This window comes from Chloroflexota bacterium (genome assembly GCA_016219275.1).
GTDB lineage: Bacteria > Chloroflexota > Anaerolineae > UBA4142 > UBA4142 > JACRBM01.
The window spans coordinates 1-18,149 of record JACRBM010000041.1; the positions used below are offsets into that span (position 1 = coordinate 1).

At 55.2% G+C, this 18,149-nt stretch carries 17 protein-coding genes, 1 pseudogene and 1 other annotated feature; of the genes and pseudogenes, 15 read left to right on the forward strand and 3 right to left on the reverse strand.

Going from position 1 to position 18,149, the window contains the following annotated elements:
- The first annotated feature begins 135 nt into the window (after positions 1-135).
- The 15 genes and pseudogenes from HY868_10590 (at position 136) to HY868_10660 (ending at position 16,745) form a co-directional block, all read left to right on the forward strand.
- Positions 136-1,137, forward strand: a pseudogene (locus HY868_10590) (DUF4935 domain-containing protein).
- A 62-nt stretch (positions 1,138-1,199) separates the two neighbouring features.
- Positions 1,200-2,420, forward strand: a complete 1,221-nt coding sequence (locus HY868_10595; protein ID MBI5302576.1) for a glycosyltransferase family 4 protein — start codon at positions 1,200-1,202, stop codon at positions 2,418-2,420.
- The gene (locus HY868_10600) at positions 2,417-3,553 is read left to right on the forward strand and encodes an FAD-binding oxidoreductase (protein MBI5302577.1); all 1,137 of its coding nucleotides are present in this window, start codon (positions 2,417-2,419) and stop codon (positions 3,551-3,553) included. Before HY868_10595 ends, HY868_10600 begins: the two co-directional genes overlap by 4 nt.
- Before the next feature lie 192 nt (positions 3,554-3,745).
- Positions 3,746-4,225, forward strand: a complete 480-nt coding sequence (locus tag HY868_10605) for a CDP-alcohol phosphatidyltransferase family protein (GenBank protein ID MBI5302578.1) — start codon at positions 3,746-3,748, stop codon at positions 4,223-4,225.
- Positions 4,226-4,268: 43 nt separating this feature from the next.
- Positions 4,269-5,069: a hypothetical protein gene (locus HY868_10610; protein ID MBI5302579.1), complete on the forward strand. Its 801-nt coding sequence runs from the start codon at positions 4,269-4,271 to the stop codon at positions 5,067-5,069.
- 60 nt (positions 5,070-5,129) lie between these two features.
- On the forward strand, positions 5,130-5,906 hold the full coding sequence (locus HY868_10615) for an SAM-dependent chlorinase/fluorinase (protein ID MBI5302580.1): 777 nt from the start codon (positions 5,130-5,132) through the stop codon (positions 5,904-5,906).
- Between the two features lie 73 nt (positions 5,907-5,979).
- Entirely contained in the window at positions 5,980-7,002 is a 1,023-nt protein-coding gene (hrcA, locus tag HY868_10620) for a heat-inducible transcription repressor HrcA (protein MBI5302581.1), read from the forward strand.
- 42 nt (positions 7,003-7,044) lie between these two features.
- A complete protein-coding gene (gene grpE / locus HY868_10625) occupies positions 7,045-7,572 on the forward strand; it encodes a nucleotide exchange factor GrpE (protein MBI5302582.1) in 528 nt (175 codons plus the stop codon).
- 79 nt (positions 7,573-7,651) lie between these two features.
- On the forward strand, positions 7,652-9,565 hold the full coding sequence (gene dnaK, locus HY868_10630) for a molecular chaperone DnaK (GenBank protein ID MBI5302583.1): 1,914 nt from the start codon (positions 7,652-7,654) through the stop codon (positions 9,563-9,565).
- Between the two features lie 311 nt (positions 9,566-9,876).
- Positions 9,877-10,148: a binding site (T-box leader), on the forward strand.
- A gap of 102 nt (positions 10,149-10,250) precedes the next feature.
- Positions 10,251-10,790: a hypothetical protein gene (locus tag HY868_10635; protein ID MBI5302584.1), complete on the forward strand. Its 540-nt coding sequence runs from the start codon at positions 10,251-10,253 to the stop codon at positions 10,788-10,790.
- Positions 10,787-11,338, forward strand: a complete 552-nt coding sequence (locus tag HY868_10640) for a hypothetical protein (GenBank protein ID MBI5302585.1) — start codon at positions 10,787-10,789, stop codon at positions 11,336-11,338. Before HY868_10635 ends, HY868_10640 begins: the two co-directional genes overlap by 4 nt.
- Positions 11,339-11,419: 81 nt before the next feature.
- Complete coding sequence (locus tag HY868_10645; GenBank protein MBI5302586.1) at positions 11,420-12,007, forward strand: hypothetical protein; 588 nt, start codon at positions 11,420-11,422, stop codon at positions 12,005-12,007.
- Between the two features lie 220 nt (positions 12,008-12,227).
- Positions 12,228-14,996, forward strand: coding sequence for a valine--tRNA ligase (locus tag HY868_10650; protein MBI5302587.1), 2,769 nt, complete (start codon positions 12,228-12,230; stop codon positions 14,994-14,996).
- Positions 14,997-15,092: 96 nt separating this feature from the next.
- On the forward strand, positions 15,093-15,830 hold the full coding sequence (locus HY868_10655) for a tetratricopeptide repeat protein (protein MBI5302588.1): 738 nt from the start codon (positions 15,093-15,095) through the stop codon (positions 15,828-15,830).
- A gap of 252 nt (positions 15,831-16,082) precedes the next feature.
- Positions 16,083-16,745, forward strand: coding sequence for an RsmD family RNA methyltransferase (locus HY868_10660; GenBank protein ID MBI5302589.1), 663 nt, complete (start codon positions 16,083-16,085; stop codon positions 16,743-16,745).
- 15 nt (positions 16,746-16,760) lie between these two features.
- Here the strand turns inward: HY868_10660 and HY868_10665 are convergent, their stop codons facing one another.
- The 3 genes from HY868_10665 to HY868_10675 all read right to left on the reverse strand — a co-directional run bounded on the left by HY868_10665 (position 16,761) and on the right by HY868_10675 (position 18,148).
- Entirely contained in the window at positions 16,761-17,057 is a 297-nt protein-coding gene (locus HY868_10665) for a HigA family addiction module antidote protein (GenBank protein ID MBI5302590.1), read from the reverse strand.
- A gap of 13 nt (positions 17,058-17,070) precedes the next feature.
- Positions 17,071-17,352, reverse strand: a complete 282-nt coding sequence (locus tag HY868_10670) for a type II toxin-antitoxin system RelE/ParE family toxin (GenBank protein MBI5302591.1) — start codon at positions 17,350-17,352, stop codon at positions 17,071-17,073.
- 154 nt (positions 17,353-17,506) lie between these two features.
- On the reverse strand, positions 17,507-18,148 hold the full coding sequence (locus HY868_10675; GenBank protein MBI5302592.1) for a phosphoribosyltransferase: 642 nt from the start codon (positions 18,146-18,148) through the stop codon (positions 17,507-17,509).
- Between the last annotated feature and the right edge of the window lies 1 nt (position 18,149).

Genomic DNA, 18,149 nt, shown 5'->3' on the forward strand with positions numbered 1-18,149 from the left:
TGCCAAGTTCGCAGTTACATTTCCACCGCGCAGAAAAACGGACAGCGGGTCTTGGATGCACTCAAGTCGGCGTTGCAAGGAACACCCTATGTGCCGCCCATCTTGGCTACGCAACCTGCATCAACCGCCTGAGCAGTTACCATTGACACTAATATCTTCTTGTCCTTTTATCACTTCACAAGTGATGATTTAGAAGAATTGCGAAAGTTGATTGTGCTTCTACGCAGAGATGAGGTACGTCTCTTACTCCCGCGACAAGTTGAGGTTGAATTTAGAAGAAACCGTGAAAATAAGATTGTAGATGCCCTGAAAAGACTACGAGAACAGAAACTCAACCTACAATTTCCACAACTGTGCAAAGAATATGAAGAATACGATCAGCTCAGAGAACTGCAAAGACACTATGAAACTGCTCACGCAAGACTTCTAGAAAAGATCTTCATAGATGTTTCAGATGAAACACTGAAGGCTGATGGTATTATCAAAGAACTATTCAATCTTGCAGTTCGAATCCTTACTACAGACACCGTATTAGCAAAAGCTCGACTCCGTGTTGAACTCGGAAACCCACCTGGCAAAACCGGCTCATTGGGTGATGCGCTAAATTGGGAATCCTTGCTTGAGGCATCGCCAAATGGAGAGCATATTTACTTCGTTACAGATGACAAGGATTACAGTTCGCCAATAGATGATAGCAAATTCGATCCCTTTCTTCTAGATGAATGGAAAAACACAAAAGGGTCGCTACTCTTTTTCAGCAACAAATTGTCATCTTTCTTTCGGGAAAGGTTCCCCGCGATCAAGCTAGCAAGCGAGTATGAAAAAGAAATTCTGATAAGAGACCTATCAGGAAGTACATCTTTTTCGCGGACTCACAGCGTCATAGCAAGGCTCAAACATCATAATGATTTCACACAATCCCAAGTTAACGATATCGTTAGTACGTGTCTTGGCAATTCGCAAATTTTTCTGATAATGGGCGATCCAGATGTGATGGCATTCATTAGGAACATTACAAAAGATTATAAAGAGCAAATAGATCCTCGGAGTATGAGCCAGTTATGTGAAGTCTTCAAATCAAGAACAGGAAAAGAATTGGAATCTCTCACAACTTTCGACGGAGAGCTCCCTTTTTGACTCTTCCAATCAACTCACTACCAGGATCTGATGATAATTGGTGATATGCTCCTAAGGTTTCAATGAAAATCGCTCTCGTTTCTCCGTACGATTATCCGTATCCCGGCGGCGTGACGGAACACATCACACACCTCGACCGGCACTTTCGCGCGCTCGGGCACGACACACGCATCATCGCCGCGTCGAGCGCGGATGACGCCGCGCTCGACGCGCACATCATTCGCGTCACGGACGATGTGTCGCTCGTGCCGTTCAGCGGCTCGAAAGCGCGCGTCACTCTGTCGCCGCAAATCTATCGCCGCGTCAAAAAAATTCTCGAGCAAGAAAATTTCGACATCGTGCACGTCCACGAGCCGACCGCGCCAATCCTCTGCCCCATCGTCCTGCGCCACTCGAAAGCGATCAACATCGGCACGTTCCACGCGTATCGCGAAACGAACGCAGTGTACGACATGGCGAACAGTCTTATCAAGCGCGCCCTGGGTCGTCTGCACGGACGCATTTTCGTTTCCGAAGCCGCGCGCGATTACATCACCCAGTATTTTCCCGGCGATTACGCGCTGATTCCCAACGGTGTAGACTGCGCGCAGTTTTGCGCGCCTCACATTCAACCCATCGAGCGCTATAACGATGGACGCCCGAATGTGTTGTTCGTCGGACGACTCGAAGCGCGTAAAGGATTTCGCCATCTGATTCGCGCGTGGCACGCGATCAAGCAAGCCCAGCCCGACGCGCGCTTGCTCGTCGTCGGCGCGTACAGCCACAAGGACAAGGCGCCGTTCGTGCGGTACGCGCGCTCGCACCATGTGCACGGCATTCATTTCATCGGCTATGCCTCGCCCGAAGAATTGCCGCGCTATTTTCGCACGGCGACGATTTTTTGCGCGCCCTCAACCGGCTTTGAAAGTTTCGGCATCGTCCTGCTCGAAGCAATGGCAGCGGGCGTGCCGATTGTCGCGAGCGACATCGCCGGTTATCGCACCGTTCTCGATCCGGGTATTGAAGGGCTGCTCGTGCCGCCGAAAGACGAGGACGCGCTCGCAGACGCGGTCGGCGTACTCTTGCGCGATCCAACGCGCCGCGCGCAAATGACGACCGCGTGCAAAGTCAAAGCCGCGCAGTACGATTGGAGCATCATTGCGCAACGCGTGCTTGACTATTACGACCAGGTGCGCGCACAAACGCGTCTCGCGCCGGCGAAATCGAAAATCTCGTACCGCAAACGCATCACACGGATGGGACGCATCCTGAGTTGGCAACTGCGAAAAGGGAAAATCGGATGAATCGCTTTGCCGATGTCGTGATTGTAGGTGGCGGCGTGATGGGCTGTAGCGCCGCGTTTCATCTCGCGCGCGGCGCGCGCGTCAGCGATGACGCGCGACCGCTGAACGCGCGCATCGTCGTCGTCGAGAAAGGATCGGTCGCGTCGGGCATGACGAAACGGAGCGGCGGTCTGATGCACGCGAGTTTGCCCGACGAGACCCAGGCACAGCTTGCATGGAAGAGTCTGGAGTACGTGCGAAACTGGAAGAGCATCGTCGGCGGCGAATGCGCGTTCATCAAAACTGGGTTGCTCGCGCTCGCGCCCGAAACGGTATTGCGCGAGCAAGCCACGATGCTCGCGCGGATCGGCGCACCGGCGCAAACCTTGTCCGCCGATGAGTTACGCGAGTTTCAACCAGGTGTGAACGCGGACGACGCGCCGCGCGCGCTGTTCGAGCCGGACGCAGGTTACGTGGACCCGATGCAGATGGCGCAATCGCTCGCCGCGCGCGCGAAAGAGTACGGCGCAGAGTTTCGCACGGGCACGCTTGCCAAAAGTATTCGCGTGGAGCACGGGCGCGTGACCGGCATCGAGACGACGACCGGCACCATTGAAACGCTCGCGGTCGTCGTGATGGCGGGCGCGTGGAGCGAACGCCTACTCAAACCGCTCGGCATCGAACTGGGCATGCGCGTCGCGCGAACCCAGGTCGCGTTCTTTGATCGTCCCGCCGAATTGAAAAAAGGGCATCCCGCGTTTTTCGATGCGTACACCGGCGCGTACTTTCGTCCGCACACCTTCGGCTTGCTGTACGCCGGGATGATCGAGCCGAACGACGAAAATGTAAACCCCGATCATTTCGACGAAAGCGTATCCCCCGCGTTCGTCAATGAATTGCGCCAGCGCATCGTGACGCGATTGCCGGTCATGGCGAACGCGCGCTATGTGCGAGGACACGCGGGAGTTTATGATGTGACCGCGCACGCGCATCCAATCATCGGCAAAGCCCCAGCAATCACAGGGTTGTTCGTTGCCGCCGGATTTGGTGGGTACGGTCTCGCGCTCGCGCCCGCCGTCGGCGCGTGTGTCGCGGAACTCGTCACCGAAGGCGCGGCGAGTACGGTCGAGTTGAAGGAATTCCAAGTGCAATAGTGCAATAGTACGATAGTGCGATAGTGCGTCAACTATCGCACTATCGCACGAACACACTATCGCACTACTGAGGTTGCCTTGCTGAGTAATTGGATTCGCCAACGCGCGCAATCGTTTTTGAATGCGATCGCGCGCGGCTTGCACAAACTGGGATTGACGCCGAACGCGCTGACGCTGATCGGGTTTGCCGGGATGTGTCTCATCGGCGTCGTGCTCGCGACCGGGCAACTCGCGCTCGGCGGTTTGCTCATCATCGCGTCCGGCATTCTCGACGCGCTCGACGGCACGCTCGCGCGGATGACGAATCGCGTGACCAAGTTCGGCGCGTTTCTCGATTCGACGACGGATCGTTTTGCCGAAGGCGCGCTCTTTTTCGGAATCTTGTACTGGTATCTGCAACAAGGATTCACATTCATCGTTTACGTGATCTACTTTGCGCTGCTCGGTTCGTTGATGGTTAGCTACGCACGCGCGCGCGCCGAGGGCATCGGCGTCGAATGCAAGGAAGGTTGGTTCACACGATTCGAGCGCATCGCGTTGCTCGTTATCGGTCTGTTGCTCACCGCGCTTTTCGGCGATACACCCTTGTTCACCGTCCTGGGAATTCTCGCGATTTTTGCGAACGTGACCGCCGTGCAACGCATGTGGCTGGTGTACAAAGCATCAAAGTAGAGACGCCCCGGCGGGGCAGCTCTACGCGCGAAACGGAAATTACGTGAGCGTCAACTATCGCACCTGGCATCCACGTTTAGTCGTACCATTTCTTCTCACACTCACCGGCATTCCCAAACCTCTGAGCCGCGACGCGGCGTTGCTTTTACAAGGCGCACACCCAGCCCCGCGCGCGCTCAACTCCGAAAATATTCCGGCTGATTCCCCGTTCATCCTCGTCCTCAATCACTATGATCGTCCGGGACTCGGCGCGTGGTGGGGCGCATCGCTCGTGCTTGCGACCATTACCGCGCGACGCACGCGCGAACCGCGCGAGGTGCACTTTGCGATGGCGCGTGAGTGGTGGTATCCGAGCAGATTCGGACGCTGGGTCAAACAACCGCTCACGCGTTGGTTCTTCGGGCAACTCGCCAAAACGTACGGACTTGTGACACTGCCGCCGGTCGTCGAGCACTATCGCGGCACCGCCGCGTACGCGATTCGCCGCGCGCTCGCGTTGACACGCGGCGACGCGCCGGAATTGGTTGGACTTGCGCCGGAAGGAAACACGGGACCAGGACTCGCATTGTGCGAGCCGCCCTCAGGCGCAGGGCTGTTTTTGCTGATGCTCGCGCACAACACGATTCCATTTTTGCCGGTCGGCGTGTACGAAGAGGACACTCTCCTCGCAAATTTCGGCGAGCCGTTCGACTTGCGCGTGCCGCACACGTTGCCGCGCACACAGCGCGATCGCGAAGCGGCGCGGCAAGTGATGACGCGCATCGGCGCGCGATTGCCAGAGCAAATGTGGGGCGTGTATCGGGAAGACATTCAGAGTTGTTTGGACACGAAGGAACACAGATGAACGCGGATTAAAAAATCTGCGTTTGTGCGCGTTCATTCGTTTCCCATTTTTGGAATTAGAATGAATCGCATTATCACGCTAACGACTGATTTCGGATCGAGCGATGGATTTGTCGGGACGATGAAAGGCGTCATCCTCAATATCAATCCGCAAGCCAGCATCGTGGACATTACACACGACATCGCGCCGCAGAACATTGAACAGGGCGCGTTTTTGTTTGCAAACGCGTGCGGGTTTTTCCCGGCGAACACCATTCACGTCGTCGTCGTTGACCCAGGTGTTGGCACATCGCGACGACCCATCGCGATGCAAATCGGCGAAACGTTTTTCGTCGCGCCGGATAACGGCGTGATCGCGCCAGCAATGACCAATTACCCATTACCATTTCGCGTCGTGCATCTGAATCGTCCGCAATTTTTTCTGCCGCGCGTTTCCCACACCTTTCACGGTCGCGATATTTTTGCGCCCGTCGCCGCGCACCTCTCGCTCGGCGTGCCGCTCGACGCGCTGGGCGACGCGATAGACGACTGGACACAACTCGACATCGCGATGGCAACGCGCGATACGGACGGCGCGATTGTCGGCAAGGTCGTTCACATTGATCGCTTCGGCAATCTCATCACGAACATTCCAGGTGGGATACTGGGTGGATTGACACGCGTTCACCTCGCGGGACGCGTGCTGATCGGCATTCGCCAGACCTACGCGGAGGCGGCGCTGGGCGAGCCGCTCGCGCTCGTCAGTTCGAGCGGTACCCTCGAAATCGCGGTGCGAAACGGCAACGCGGCGGTCGCGTTTGGTATCGAAATCGGCACGACGGTTCGCGTAACTTCTTGACAAGTGCTTTTCTTTGTGCTAAAATCTTGGCACTCATGTGCCGAGAGTGCTAAATCGGAAAGAGTATAATTTTATGACAGATTTGAGCGAACGCCAGCGGCGGGTTTTGGCGCTGGTCGTCCAGGAATTTGTGGAAAACGCCCAGCCGGTCGGGTCGGAAACCCTCCGCCAGCGTGGGCTTGGCGTCAGTTCGGCGACAATCCGCAATGAACTCTCCGCGCTTGAGGAATTGGGTTATTTGATGCACCCGCACACGTCGGCGGGGCGCATCCCGACCGAAAAGGGCTACCGCTATTTTGTCGAATCGTTAATGGAGGAATTTGAACTGCCGCTCGTCGAACAGCGGATGATTCGGCACCAATTTCATCAGGTCACGCTCGACGTGGATCAGTGGATGCGACTCGCGGCGGCAGTGCTCGCGCACGCATCGCACAGCGCCGCGCTCGTGACCGCGCCGCAAGCCGAACGTTGTCGTTTCAAACATTTGCAACTCGTCACGATTAGTGATCAAGTCGCGCTGCTCGTCCTCGTTTTGCAAGAAGGCACGGTCAAACAACAAATGCTCGCGCTGCCGCAAGCGGTGCCGCAAGAAGAGTTGATGCGGATTTCGAATCGGCTGAACGAGCATCTTGCCGGACGCAACACCGATCAAATTCGTACGCTCGGGCTCGCGCTTTCGATGTTTGAAAGCGATGTCATCGGCACCGTCCTGGATTTGATGCGGCAAGTAGATACGCGCACGACCCAGGATGTGTATCGCGATGGCATGATGGATATTTTGCGTCAGCCGGAATTTTCCGCGATCGGGCGAATGCAGGCATTGCTGGAAATGCTCGAACAACGCAGTATGCTCGAAACGATGTTGAGCGATCTCGCGCCGGCGCGCGGCGTGCACGTCGTCATCGGCAGCGAGAATCAGTACGACGAAATGGGCGACTATAGCATGGTGCTCACGCGCTATGGTTTGCCCGGCGAAGCGACCGGTATCGTCGGCGTCCTGGGTCCGGTGCGGATGCAGTACGCGCGTTCGATTGGCGCGGTGCGCTACGTCGCCGGTCTGTTGGATGATTTGATGGCGCGGATGCACGGAAGATAGTGGGCAGTGGACCGTGAACAGTTTTCAGTGGAGGCTCATCGAATGTCGGAAGAACAAGTGAAAGAACTGGAAGAAAAACACCCAGAAGCAGTAGAGGATGCGGCATCGTTAAAGAAACAGTTGGAAGACGAGCGCGCGAAATCTGCCGAGTATCTCGATCAATGGCAGCGCGCGCGCGCCGATTTGTCGAACTTTCGCAAGCGCGCGGACAAGGAGCGGGAGGATTTCGGCAAATTTGCGAACAGCGTGCTGATCGCGCGATTGTTACCGGTGCTCGACGATTTCGACCGCGCGTTCCAAACGATTCCCGACAATCTGCGCGAGTTGACCTGGATTCAGGGCGTGATGCTGATCGCGCGCAAGATGAACGCGGTGCTCGAAGCCGAGGGGCTGAAACCGATTGACGCGTTGAATCAGCCATTCGATCCGAACGTACACGAAGCCGTCATTCACGAAGAGACGGATCAACACGATGATGGCGTCGTCATCGCGGAATTGCAAAAAGGGTTCAAGTTGAACGACCGCGTGATACGTCCAACGATGGTCAAAGTGGCAAAGAAGAAAAACTAATTCCCTTGTTTCCCAGAGTTCCCGGCACGAACGAAGGGAACTGAAGGAACTGAAGGAAAAACACGAGGAGTTTATAGACATGGCTACAAAATCAAAAATCATTGGCATTGACCTGGGAACGACGAACTCGGTTGTAGCGGTGATGGAAGGCAGCGATCCCGTCGTGATTACGAACACGGAAGGGGCGCGGCTCACACCGTCCGTCGTCGCGATTACGAAAACTGGCGAGCGCCTCGTCGGTCAGGTCGCGAAACGGCAAGCGATTACGAATCCGGAAAATACGATCTTTTCGATCAAACGTTTGATGGGGCGCAAGTTCACCGACGCCGAAGTGCAAAAGGCGCGCAAGATTCTGCCGTACAAAATCGTCGAAGCGTCGAACGGCGATGCCTGGGTCGAGCTTGCCGGTAAGCAGTACTCGCCGCAGGAAATTTCCGGGATGATTCTCGCGAAACTAAAAGCGGACGCGGAAGCGTACCTCGGCGAAACCGTGACGCAAGCCGTCATCACCGTGCCAGCGTACTTTAACGACTCGCAACGCCAAGCGACCAAGGACGCGGGACGCATCGCCGGCTTGGAAGTCCTGCGCATCATCAACGAACCGACCGCGTCCTCGCTCGCGTACGGACTCGAGAAAAAGAAAGACGAGACCATCGCGGTGTACGACTTTGGCGGCGGCACGTTCGATATTTCAGTCTTGTCGCTCGGCGAAGGCGTGTTCGAAGTGAAATCTACGAACGGCGACACGTTCCTCGGCGGCGACGATTTCGATCAACGCGTCATCCAGTGGATCGCGGATGAGTTCCGCAAAGAATCCGGAATTGATCTGCGCAATGATCGCATGGCATTGCAACGCTTGAAGGAAGCGGCAGAAAAAGCCAAGATCGAACTCTCGACCGTGATGACGAGCGAGATCAATTTGCCGTTCGTGACCGCGGACGCCTCGGGACCCAAGCACTTGACGATGACGCTCACGCGCGCCAAACTCGAACAACTCGTCGGCGACCTCGTCGAGAATTCGCTCAACCCGGTCAAGCGCGCGATGGAAGACGCGAAACTGTCGCAATCGCAAATTGACGAAGTCGTGCTCGTCGGTGGTCAGACGCGCATGCCGATGATGCAACAAGTCGTGCAACGTTATTTTGGCAAAGAGCCGCACAAGGGCATCAACCCGGACGAAGTCGTCGCGGTTGGCGCGGCGATTCAAGCCGGCGTGCTCGGCGGCGAAGTGAAAGATATCTTGTTGCTCGACGTGACGCCGTTGACACTCGGCATCGAAACGCTGGGTGGCGTGGCGACGCCGTTGATCGAACGCAACACGACGATCCCGACGAAGAAATCCCAGGTGTTCTCGACCGCCGCCGATATGCAAACCCAGGTCGAAGTGAACGTGTTGCAGGGCGAACGCCCGATGGCAGCGGACAACAAATCATTGGGCACGTTTCACTTGGATGGTATTCCGCCCGCGCCGCGCGGCGTGCCGCAAATCGAAGTCACGTTCGACATTGACGCGAACGGCATCGTCAATGTGACCGCCAAAGACAAGGCGACCGGGCGCGAGCAGAAAATCACCATCACCGCGTCTTCCGGCTTGAGCAAGGAAGAGATTGACAAGATGGTGAAAGAGTCGCAAAAGTTCGCGGCGGAAGATCAAAAGCGCAAGGACGAAGTCGAAACGCGCAACGCCGCCGAGAACGCGGTGTATCAATCGGAAAAAATGTTGAAAGACCTCGGCGAAAAAGTTCCCGCGGATGTCAAGACCGAAGTCGAAGGCAAAATCGCTGAACTCAAAACCGCCATGGGCGGACGCGATGTCGCGGAGATCAAAAAGAAGAACGAAGCGTTGACGCAATCGCTGCAAAAGATTGGCGAGAAAATGTACCAGCAGACCGGCGGCGCAACGCCTCCACCCGGCGGCGAACCGGAAAGTGGCACGCCACCACCCGGCAAAGGCGACACCGTCGAGGGCGAGTTCCGCGAAGTGAAGGAATAGTCGCCAGTAGACAGTAGACCGTAGACAGATAAAACGAACATCGGAGTTGAGTTTAGTGCTCGACTCCGCTGTTTGTTTGAGCGTGTGGATGCGAAATAGTTGTACGGTCGGTGTAAAGTCTATTGACAATTCGAGTTGTCATTTCGAGGAGCGTTTTTTGCGACGAGAAATCTCGCTTTTGTCAGAGGCGCGGGATTTCTCGCTGCGCTCGAAATGACAAACAAAACGACTTTGCATCAGCCGTAGAAATAGTTGTCCCAGACGTTTGACACATCACGTTACTCGTGTTAAAATCTTGGCACAGTTGAATACGAACAACGTCGAACCGGAAGAGTAGAGCGAATCGCGTTGAAAGAGAAGAGAGGTCATCGGGTGCAAACCTCTCGCAACAAGGACGCTCGAACGTCGCCGGGGAGTTGGGTCAGCGAAATGCTTGTCGCAGATTAGTTGGCTCCGGTTCGCCCCGTTAACGCGTTGAGACGGCAAGGTAATCAGTAATTTTTAATTTGTAATTTGTAATTACCAGTTACCAATTACTACTTGCCAAACAAGGTGGTACCGCGAACTCCCTTTCGCCCTTGAGGTGAAGGGGATTTTTTATTTTGGATTTTCGATTTTCGATTTCAGGTTTCAGATTTCAAATTCCGAATTTTGAATTTTGAATTTTCAACTTCAGAATTAAACAATGACAACGATCAAACTACTCTTCGGCACAACCTGGCGCGGCGGCGCGTGGGGCTTGCTCGGCGGGACGATGCTGGGCACGGCTTACGGCGCGATTTTCGCGAACGTGCTGTTTGCGTTTGGCTTGGCGGCGCAAGCGCCGTTCGATTTGCAGCGCGATGACATTCCGCGCGCCATCGTCGCGGTGTTGGTTCTCGCGCTCATCGGCTCGGTGATGGGCGCGCTGTTCGGCGTGCCGACTGGTTTGGTGGTTGGGTTGTTGGATGGTTTGTTAATTGGAATCGTAACGCGAGTTTTTTTCTTTCCGTTGAAGGATGCGAAAACGTATCGCCGCGTGATCGCGATTACATGCGCGGTGTTCACGACGATTGCCGCGTGGCTCGGCTTTTTTGCGATCATGCTGTTTTACGCGGATCGCGACAAGGCGAATGTGGGCACGCTCGCGCTCGCCGTGACGCTCCCCGCGCTGATTGCCGGGGTCGCGTCCGCGTTTATCAGCCGCGTGATTGCGCGGTGGTATGAACAGGAGAGCGCGAGATGAAAAAAGAGGAATTGGTGTTGGGGGCAATTCAGCGCGGCAGTGGCTGGGGAATAGTCACAAGTGCAGTTCTCGGCGGATTATATGGTTTCATTTTGTTTTTCTACACGGGCTTTTCAATTGTTCCAATAGACCGATCGCCCTCAATGAGACTGATATCGTCACTATTTGTAGGCTCTATTGCTGGAGCAATTATTGGCATGATTATGGGATTAGTACTTGGTTGTACGGCTGGTCTTCTCTGGGGAAACATGGTACATTTCCTCACAACCTGGCACCGCGGACAATCACTTATTTGTCAATTTGCGGGAACAATTTGTGTTATCTACGTAACTTCCAGCAGTCTGATTCTCCTTAAAGCAATGTACACATTCTTTGACATGGATTACGGGACCCCACCTAGGCCACTGAATTTCATCGGTTTCGCATTGTTCTACAATGTGCCTATTCTATTAGCCGCGATAGGAGCAGCCTTCGCCAGCCAGCGTCTCGCCCACTGGTATGAACGCGAATCAACAAAAGGGATCGCGCAAAATGTTTCGCCTAACTGAAACACGCAAGGCAAAATCAAACACCGTCATCGTTCTCATCCCCGCGCTGATTGCGTTCTGGTACGAAAAGGAGGCCGCGAAATGACGACACGCAAGTTGTTGTGGGGAATGACGTGGCGCGGCGGAGTATGGGGACTAGTCTGTGGAGGACTGCTTGGCGGTGGTTATTCGGTAGTTTTACTTGGACTGCTCTACATGGGGTACGTAATTAACGCCTTCCTGTTTTCTGATTTTGATTACCTTTTCTACGTTCTTACCGATGCAACGCTGGCTGCTTTGCCGACCATGTTGGTAAGTTTCTTCTTGGGGTCACCGGTTGGCGGAGTTGCCGGAGCTACTGTTGGTTGTGTCATTGGGATATTTACACGAATTCTTTTCTATCCATCCGAAGATGAAAAACGATTTCAACTTTCCATTCGAGTTCTCGGCGATGTTGCTGCAATCATCGCGACATTCCTATCGCTGGGATTTGCAATAACGCGGTCTTCAGAAGGGCTGGCATTGAACGACGCTTTGATAACCGCGTTTATCGCGTTTATCGCTGGACAAACGATTATACTCGTCCAGAAACCGACTACCGCCTGGTTCGTAGATGAAATGCACAAAACAATAGATTTCAAAAAAAAGATAGAGTTTCAGTCGCGTCTTACACCTTGGGAGTCTAACTGAGGCAATGTTCATCAGCCGCTTGATTGCTCGGCTTTTATTTCACTGGTACGAACGCGAATCAGCAAAAGGAATCCCACAAAATGTTTCGCCCAACTGAAACATGCAAAACAAAATCAACGACCGTCATCGTTCTCATCCCCGCGTTGATTCCCAGTATCGGCGCGGGGTAGTCCAATTACCAATTACCAATTACCATTTTCTCACACAGGAGTTATACCCAATGTCAACACCAACCGAAATGCCCAAAGCGTACGATCCCAAAATCGTGGAGCAACGCCTCTACGATTGGTGGGAGTCGCGCGGTTATTTCAAACCGCGCATTGATCCCGGCAAAAAACCATTCGTGATTTCGATTCCGCCGCCGAACATCACCGGCGAACTGCATCACGGTCACGCCATGTTCCTCGCGTTCGAAGACCTGATGATTCGCTGGCATCGGATGCTCGGCGAGCCGACGCTGTGGGTGCCGGGCAGCGATCACGCCGGCATCGCGACGCAAAACGTCGTGGAAAAAAATCTGGAAAAGCAAGGCATCAAACGCCGCGACCTGGGACGCGAAGAATTCGTCAAGCGCGTGTGGGAATGGAAAGCCGAGTACGGCGGCATCATCACAAACCAGATTCGCCGCATGGGCGCATCGTGCGACTGGACGCGCGAACGATTCACGCTCGACGATGGTTTGTCGCGCGCGGTGCGCGAAGCATTCGTGCGGCTCTACGAAAAGAAACTCATCTATCGCGGACCGCGCCTCGTGAACTGGTGCCCGCGCGACGAGTCCGCCATCAGCGACCTCGAAGTGGAACACGAGGACGAGCAAGGCAAGTTGTACTACGTCAAGTACTGGCTCGAACCGAATCCCCAATTACCAATTACCAATAACGAATTTATCACCGTCGCAACAACGCGTCCAGAGACGATCCTGGGCGATACGGCTGTCGCGGTGAATCCAAAAGACGAACGCTACAAACATCTCATCGGGCGCAACGCGATTCTGCCCGCGCTCGGTCGGCGCATCCCAATCATCGCGGATGACTCAGTGGACACCGAGTTCGGCACCGGCGCGGTCAAGGTAACGCCGGGTCACGACCCGACGGATTACGACATCGGCGCGCGGCACAATCTGCCGATCATCAACATCATGAACACGAACGCGACGATCAACGCGAACGGCGGAGCGTACGCGGGACTGGATCGCTACGACGCGCGCAAAAAACTCGTAGACGATTTGCAAGCCGCCGGTCAACTCGACCGCATCGAAGACCATGCCATGTCCATCGGACGATGCCAGCGTTGCAATACCGTGGTCGAGCCACTGATTTCAACTCAATGGTTTGTCAAGATCGCGCCGCTCGCCAAAAAAGCGATCAAGGCAGTCAAGACCGGCGAAATCGAAATCGTGCCGGAACGTTTCAACAAAATCTATTTCAACTGGATGAACAGCATCCGCGATTGGTGCATCAGCCGCCAACTGTGGTGGGGGCATCGCATCCCGGTGTGGTACTGCGAGAACGGACACGAGACCTGCACGCGCACCGATCCAACGCAATGCGCGGTGTGCGGCTCGACGAACATTCGCCAAGATGAAGATGTGCTCGATACCTGGTTTTCGTCCGGGTTGTGGCCCTTCTCGACCCTGGGTTGGCCCGATGAAACGCCCGACCTCAAATACTTTTATCCAACCTCGGTGCTTGAAACCGGGTACGACATTTTGTTCTTCTGGGTCGCACGCATGATTATGGACGGACTCGAATTCACTGGCGAGGTGCCGTTCCGCACCGTGTATCTGCACGGCTTGATTCGTCACAAGGACGGCAGCAAGATCAGCAAATCGAATCCACAGCCAGGCGACAATCCGCTCGATGTGATTGCCGATTATAGCGCGGACGCGTTGCGCTTTACGATCATGACGTCGTCTGCGCCCGGCAACGACACCAAGCTTGATATGGAAAAGGTCGAGCACGCGCGCAACTTTGGCAACAAGATTTGGAACATGGCGCGCTTCATCACAAGCAACCTGAAACCCAACGAACCGATCGCGCCAATTCCCAATGCCCAATTACTGTCTCTCCCCGACCGCTGGATTCTCTCGCGCTTGCATCACGTCATCGCGACCGTGAACGATACGTACCGTCGTTGGGATTTCGGCGAAGGGACGCGGCAGGTACACGATTTTCTCTGGAGCGAGTTTGCCGATTGGTACATCGAAGCCGCCAAGAACGCCCTCTACGGGAACGATGCAAACGCGGCGAAACGCACGCGTGCAATTTTGCTTTACGCGCTCGACCAGGGTTTGCGTTTGTTGCATCCGGCGATGCCGTTCGTCACCGAAGAGACCTGGCAACAACTACGCGCGTTCGGAATGCCAAGCCAGTACGACGCGTTGATGGTCGCGGAATTTCCGCAAGCGGACAAACGATTCTTCGACGACCGCGCGGAAAAAGAATTCGCGACGGTGATGGATATAGTCCGCGCGATTCGCAACGCGCGCGCCGAGTTCAACGTCGAACCGGGTAAGCGCATCCCGGCGATCATCTCCGCGGGGGCGGCGACGAGTCTGCTCGAATCGCAACGCGAAACGATTGTCTCGCTCGCGCGGCTCGATGCGAGCGCGTTCGAGATCGCAAAGCGCGCGGCGAAACCGGCGCAGTCGCTCGCGCTCATCGCCGGCAAAATCGAAATCTATTTGCCGCTCGCCGGGATGATTGACCTCGAAAAAGAAAAGGCGCGGCTCGCTAAAGAAATCGCGAACGTGCGCGGCGCAATTGATCGCGCCGAAAAACAACTTGCAAGCGATTTCAGTAAAAAAGCGCCGAAGGAGGTCGTGCAAAAAGTGCGCGACACGCTCGCGGCAAACCAGGAACGCGGCGCAAAACTCGACGCGCAACTCGCCGGATTGGAAGGACGCGAGATCGCGAAACCTCCGAAACGCGCGAAAATCGCGAAGAAGAAAACGCCAACGAACAAACGAATGAAAAAGGCGCGTAAATAATTTCGTAGGGGCGACCCTTGTGGTCGCCCCATTCCTTTTTGACACAAAACAGAATCAATGCGAAAATCCTAGCAGATCAAACTTGGAACACATTGAATGAGAATCAATATTTGTGCGCTCATCATTCTGGTTGTCGCGTTAGTTGGTTGCAACGCCGAGCCGACATCGCCCTATCCCGCGCCGTCTGCGCCGCCGTATCCCGCGCCTGCATCGCTTCCTTACCCAGGTCCAAACGTCGCGCCGCCCGCTGCACTGACGCCACGCGCCGAGTCGCTGTCACAATCGCTGTTCCAGCGCGCGGAACAAGCGCAACGCCAAGGCGATCTCGACACGGCGATTGATCTTTACACCCAGGCGATTGCCGCCGATGCCAGGTATGCCAACGCGTACTATAATCGCGCGGTCGCGTTCGAGGACAAGGGCGACGCCGAACGCGCGATTGCCGATTACACGAAAGCGATTCAACTCGATCCCAAACTCGTTCGCGCGTTTTACAATCGCGGCATTCTCTATCACGACCAAGGCAAGCTCGACGAGGCGCTCGCCGATTACACACGCGCGCTAGAGATCGAACCGAACCTGCCGCGCGTCTACAACAATCGCGGACTCGTCTACTACGACAAGGGCGACTATGCGCGCGCGATTGCGGATTACACCAAGGCGCTCGAACTCGATCCTGGGATGTCTATCGCGTATCTCAATCGCGGACTCGCGTACCGCAAGCAAAACAATCGCGCATTGGCGATTACCGATCTTGAGAAACATCTGCAACTTGAGCCGAACACGCCCGACCGCGCGCAGATCGAAGAATGGTTGCGCGAATTGAAGAAATGAATCGCCGTACTTTGAACAACACCTTCGCCAAAATCATAAATTAATCCGCGAATAACGCGAATAACGCGAATGGATTAGACATTATCGGGGATAGGGCATATCTCGCCAAGCCGCCAAGAACGCCAAGTTTTTTCAATATGATTCTTTGCGTGCTTTGCGTCTTGGCGAGAGGCAAAAGTTGTTTCCAATAAAGTCTATAAGAGGATGCCTTGCGTTCATTCAAAATGATTGGACATTATCGGTGGTGAAACGATGCGCGTGATTTCCGGCACAGCCAGAGGACGTACACTCAAATCGCCAGGTGAGGCGACGCGTCCGATCACCGACCGCGTGAAAGAGAGTTTGTTCAACATTATCGCCGCGGATGTGCGCGATGCGAACGTGCTCGACCTGTTCGCTGGCGCGGGCAGCGTCGGCATCGAGGCGCTTTCGCGCGGCGCCCGCGCGGCAACATTCGTCGAACTCGACCGCGCGGCGCTGAACGCGATTCGCGCGAATCTCGAACTGACGCGCTTGACCAGTCGCGCGAGAATCGTGCGGCTCGACGTGTTCAAGTTCATTCGCGGTTATCCTGTCATTGCGAGCCGCGAAGCGTCGAAGCAATCTAGCCCTCCCAACCCTCCCCTTGACAAGGGGAGGGCGAAGGTGGGGTTGGAGATTGCTTCGTCGCAAAGGTCGCTCCTCGCAATGACACCGTTTGATTTGATCTACATCGCGCCGCCGCAGTACAAGGAATTGTGGTCCGAAACACTCAAGACGCTCGACACGCGCGAGGTGCTCGCACCCGACGGCATCCTCGTCGCGCAGATTCATCCGAAAGAGTACACAGAACTTGCGCTGACCCAGTTCGAACTGTACGATCAGCGCAAGTATGGCAGCACGATGCTGTGTTTTTATCGAAAGCGTGAGGCGTGAATCTCGCGCGGCGGATTACGCGACCTGCAAAACCTTGACCTCACGGTTAATGCGCTTGGCTATCTTGGCTTCGGCAACTTCAAGATCATAACGCGCTTGCATACGAAGCCAGACGTTTGCGCTCGTACCAAAGTAGCGCGCCAACCGCAGGGCGGTGTCCGCCGTAATGGAACGCTCTCCGCGCACGATTTGGGTAATCCGCAAAGTCGGCACCCCAATATCTTTCGCCACGCGATATTGGCTCAAGCCGAGTGGTTTGATGAAATCTTCGAGTAGTACTTCGCCAGGATGAATAGGCGGTAATCTTTCCATACGTAACCTCTGTTTAGGGATAATCCGTAATCTCCACGTCTTTCGCTTTGCCTTTTGACCACTTGAAACAGATTCGGTATTGATCATTGATCCGGATGCTATGTTGACCTTCACGGTTTCCGTGAAGCGCTTCGAGTCTGTTGCCAGGCGGCGCAGACAGGTCACGCAAGCCATCAGCATCATCCAAGTAGACCAGTTTACGTCGCGCCGTTTTCTGAATGGTGAAAGGCAGCTTGCGCGAAGCAATGCCCTGGAAGATTTTTTCTGTTTCAGGGTCGGCGAAAGACTCAATCACACATGAATAGTATCATATAACGATACTAGCGTCAAGATGCCGACCGATTCAAAACCGCACAAACGCGAAACGTACGCCGGCAACGACGGAGCGGCTTGCAATTGGAAGGTACTTTCGATTCGTCCACCGTTGCGGTGTACCCCGAGTTCACACCTCACGCATCACGCTCCACTTCCTCCAGCAATCTTACCACCTCTTCATCGCTCGTCTGCCCAAACTGAGTATAGAATCGCCCGACGGCGAAGAAGGGGTCCGGCGTATCCACGACAACAACCTGGTCGCACTCAAACGCAAGTTGGCGCATCGTGTCTGCGGGTCCCACTGGCACGGCGAGGATCAATCGCGCTGGATTTTGTTTGCGTAACGCGCGCAACGCAACGAGCACCGTCGAGCCAGTCGCCACGCCGTCGTCCACCAGAACGACGGTTTTGTTTTTCACATCAAGCGGCGCGCGTTTGCCGCGATACATTTCAACGCGATGCTCAATGTCCGCGCGCGTCTGTTCCACCACGCGTTCAATCGCGCGCTGACCCAACCGCAGTTCGTCAAGCGCCGCTTCATCGAACCATACTTCGCCCGTGCTCGTCAGCGCGCCGATGGCGAGTTCGGCATTGAACGGCGCGCCAATTTTGTGCGCGATAAAAACGTCGAGCAGCGCGTGCAACTCGCGCGCCACCTCCACCGCGACGACCACTCCGCCGCGTGGAATGCCAAGCACGATCAGATCGGTCTCCGCTGTGAGAAACACGAGCCGCGCGGCAAGTTGCTTGCCCGCGTCGCGACGATCAAGAAACACG

Excerpts from the sequence above, each read along its gene's own strand:
- HY868_10595 (MBI5302576.1), top strand. The coding sequence starts at position 1,200 with ATGAAAATCGCTCTCGTTTCTCCGTACGATTATCCGTATCCCGGCGGC.
- HY868_10600 (MBI5302577.1), top strand. The coding sequence starts at position 2,417 with ATGAATCGCTTTGCCGATGTCGTGATTGTAGGTGGCGGCGTGATGGGC.
- HY868_10605 (MBI5302578.1), top strand. The coding sequence starts at position 3,746 with ATGTGTCTCATCGGCGTCGTGCTCGCGACCGGGCAACTCGCGCTCGGC.
- HY868_10615 (MBI5302580.1), top strand. The coding sequence starts at position 5,130 with ATGAATCGCATTATCACGCTAACGACTGATTTCGGATCGAGCGATGGA.
- hrcA (MBI5302581.1), top strand. The coding sequence starts at position 5,980 with ATGACAGATTTGAGCGAACGCCAGCGGCGGGTTTTGGCGCTGGTCGTC.
- grpE (MBI5302582.1), top strand. The coding sequence starts at position 7,045 with ATGTCGGAAGAACAAGTGAAAGAACTGGAAGAAAAACACCCAGAAGCA.
- dnaK (MBI5302583.1), top strand. The coding sequence starts at position 7,652 with ATGGCTACAAAATCAAAAATCATTGGCATTGACCTGGGAACGACGAAC.
- HY868_10635 (MBI5302584.1), top strand. The coding sequence starts at position 10,251 with ATGACAACGATCAAACTACTCTTCGGCACAACCTGGCGCGGCGGCGCG.
- HY868_10640 (MBI5302585.1), top strand. The coding sequence starts at position 10,787 with ATGAAAAAAGAGGAATTGGTGTTGGGGGCAATTCAGCGCGGCAGTGGC.
- HY868_10645 (MBI5302586.1), top strand. The coding sequence starts at position 11,420 with ATGACGACACGCAAGTTGTTGTGGGGAATGACGTGGCGCGGCGGAGTA.
- HY868_10650 (MBI5302587.1), top strand. The coding sequence starts at position 12,228 with ATGTCAACACCAACCGAAATGCCCAAAGCGTACGATCCCAAAATCGTG.
- HY868_10655 (MBI5302588.1), top strand. The coding sequence starts at position 15,093 with ATGAGAATCAATATTTGTGCGCTCATCATTCTGGTTGTCGCGTTAGTT.
- HY868_10660 (MBI5302589.1), top strand. The coding sequence starts at position 16,083 with ATGCGCGTGATTTCCGGCACAGCCAGAGGACGTACACTCAAATCGCCA.
- HY868_10665 (MBI5302590.1), bottom strand. The coding sequence starts at position 17,057 with ATGGAAAGATTACCGCCTATTCATCCTGGCGAAGTACTACTCGAAGAT.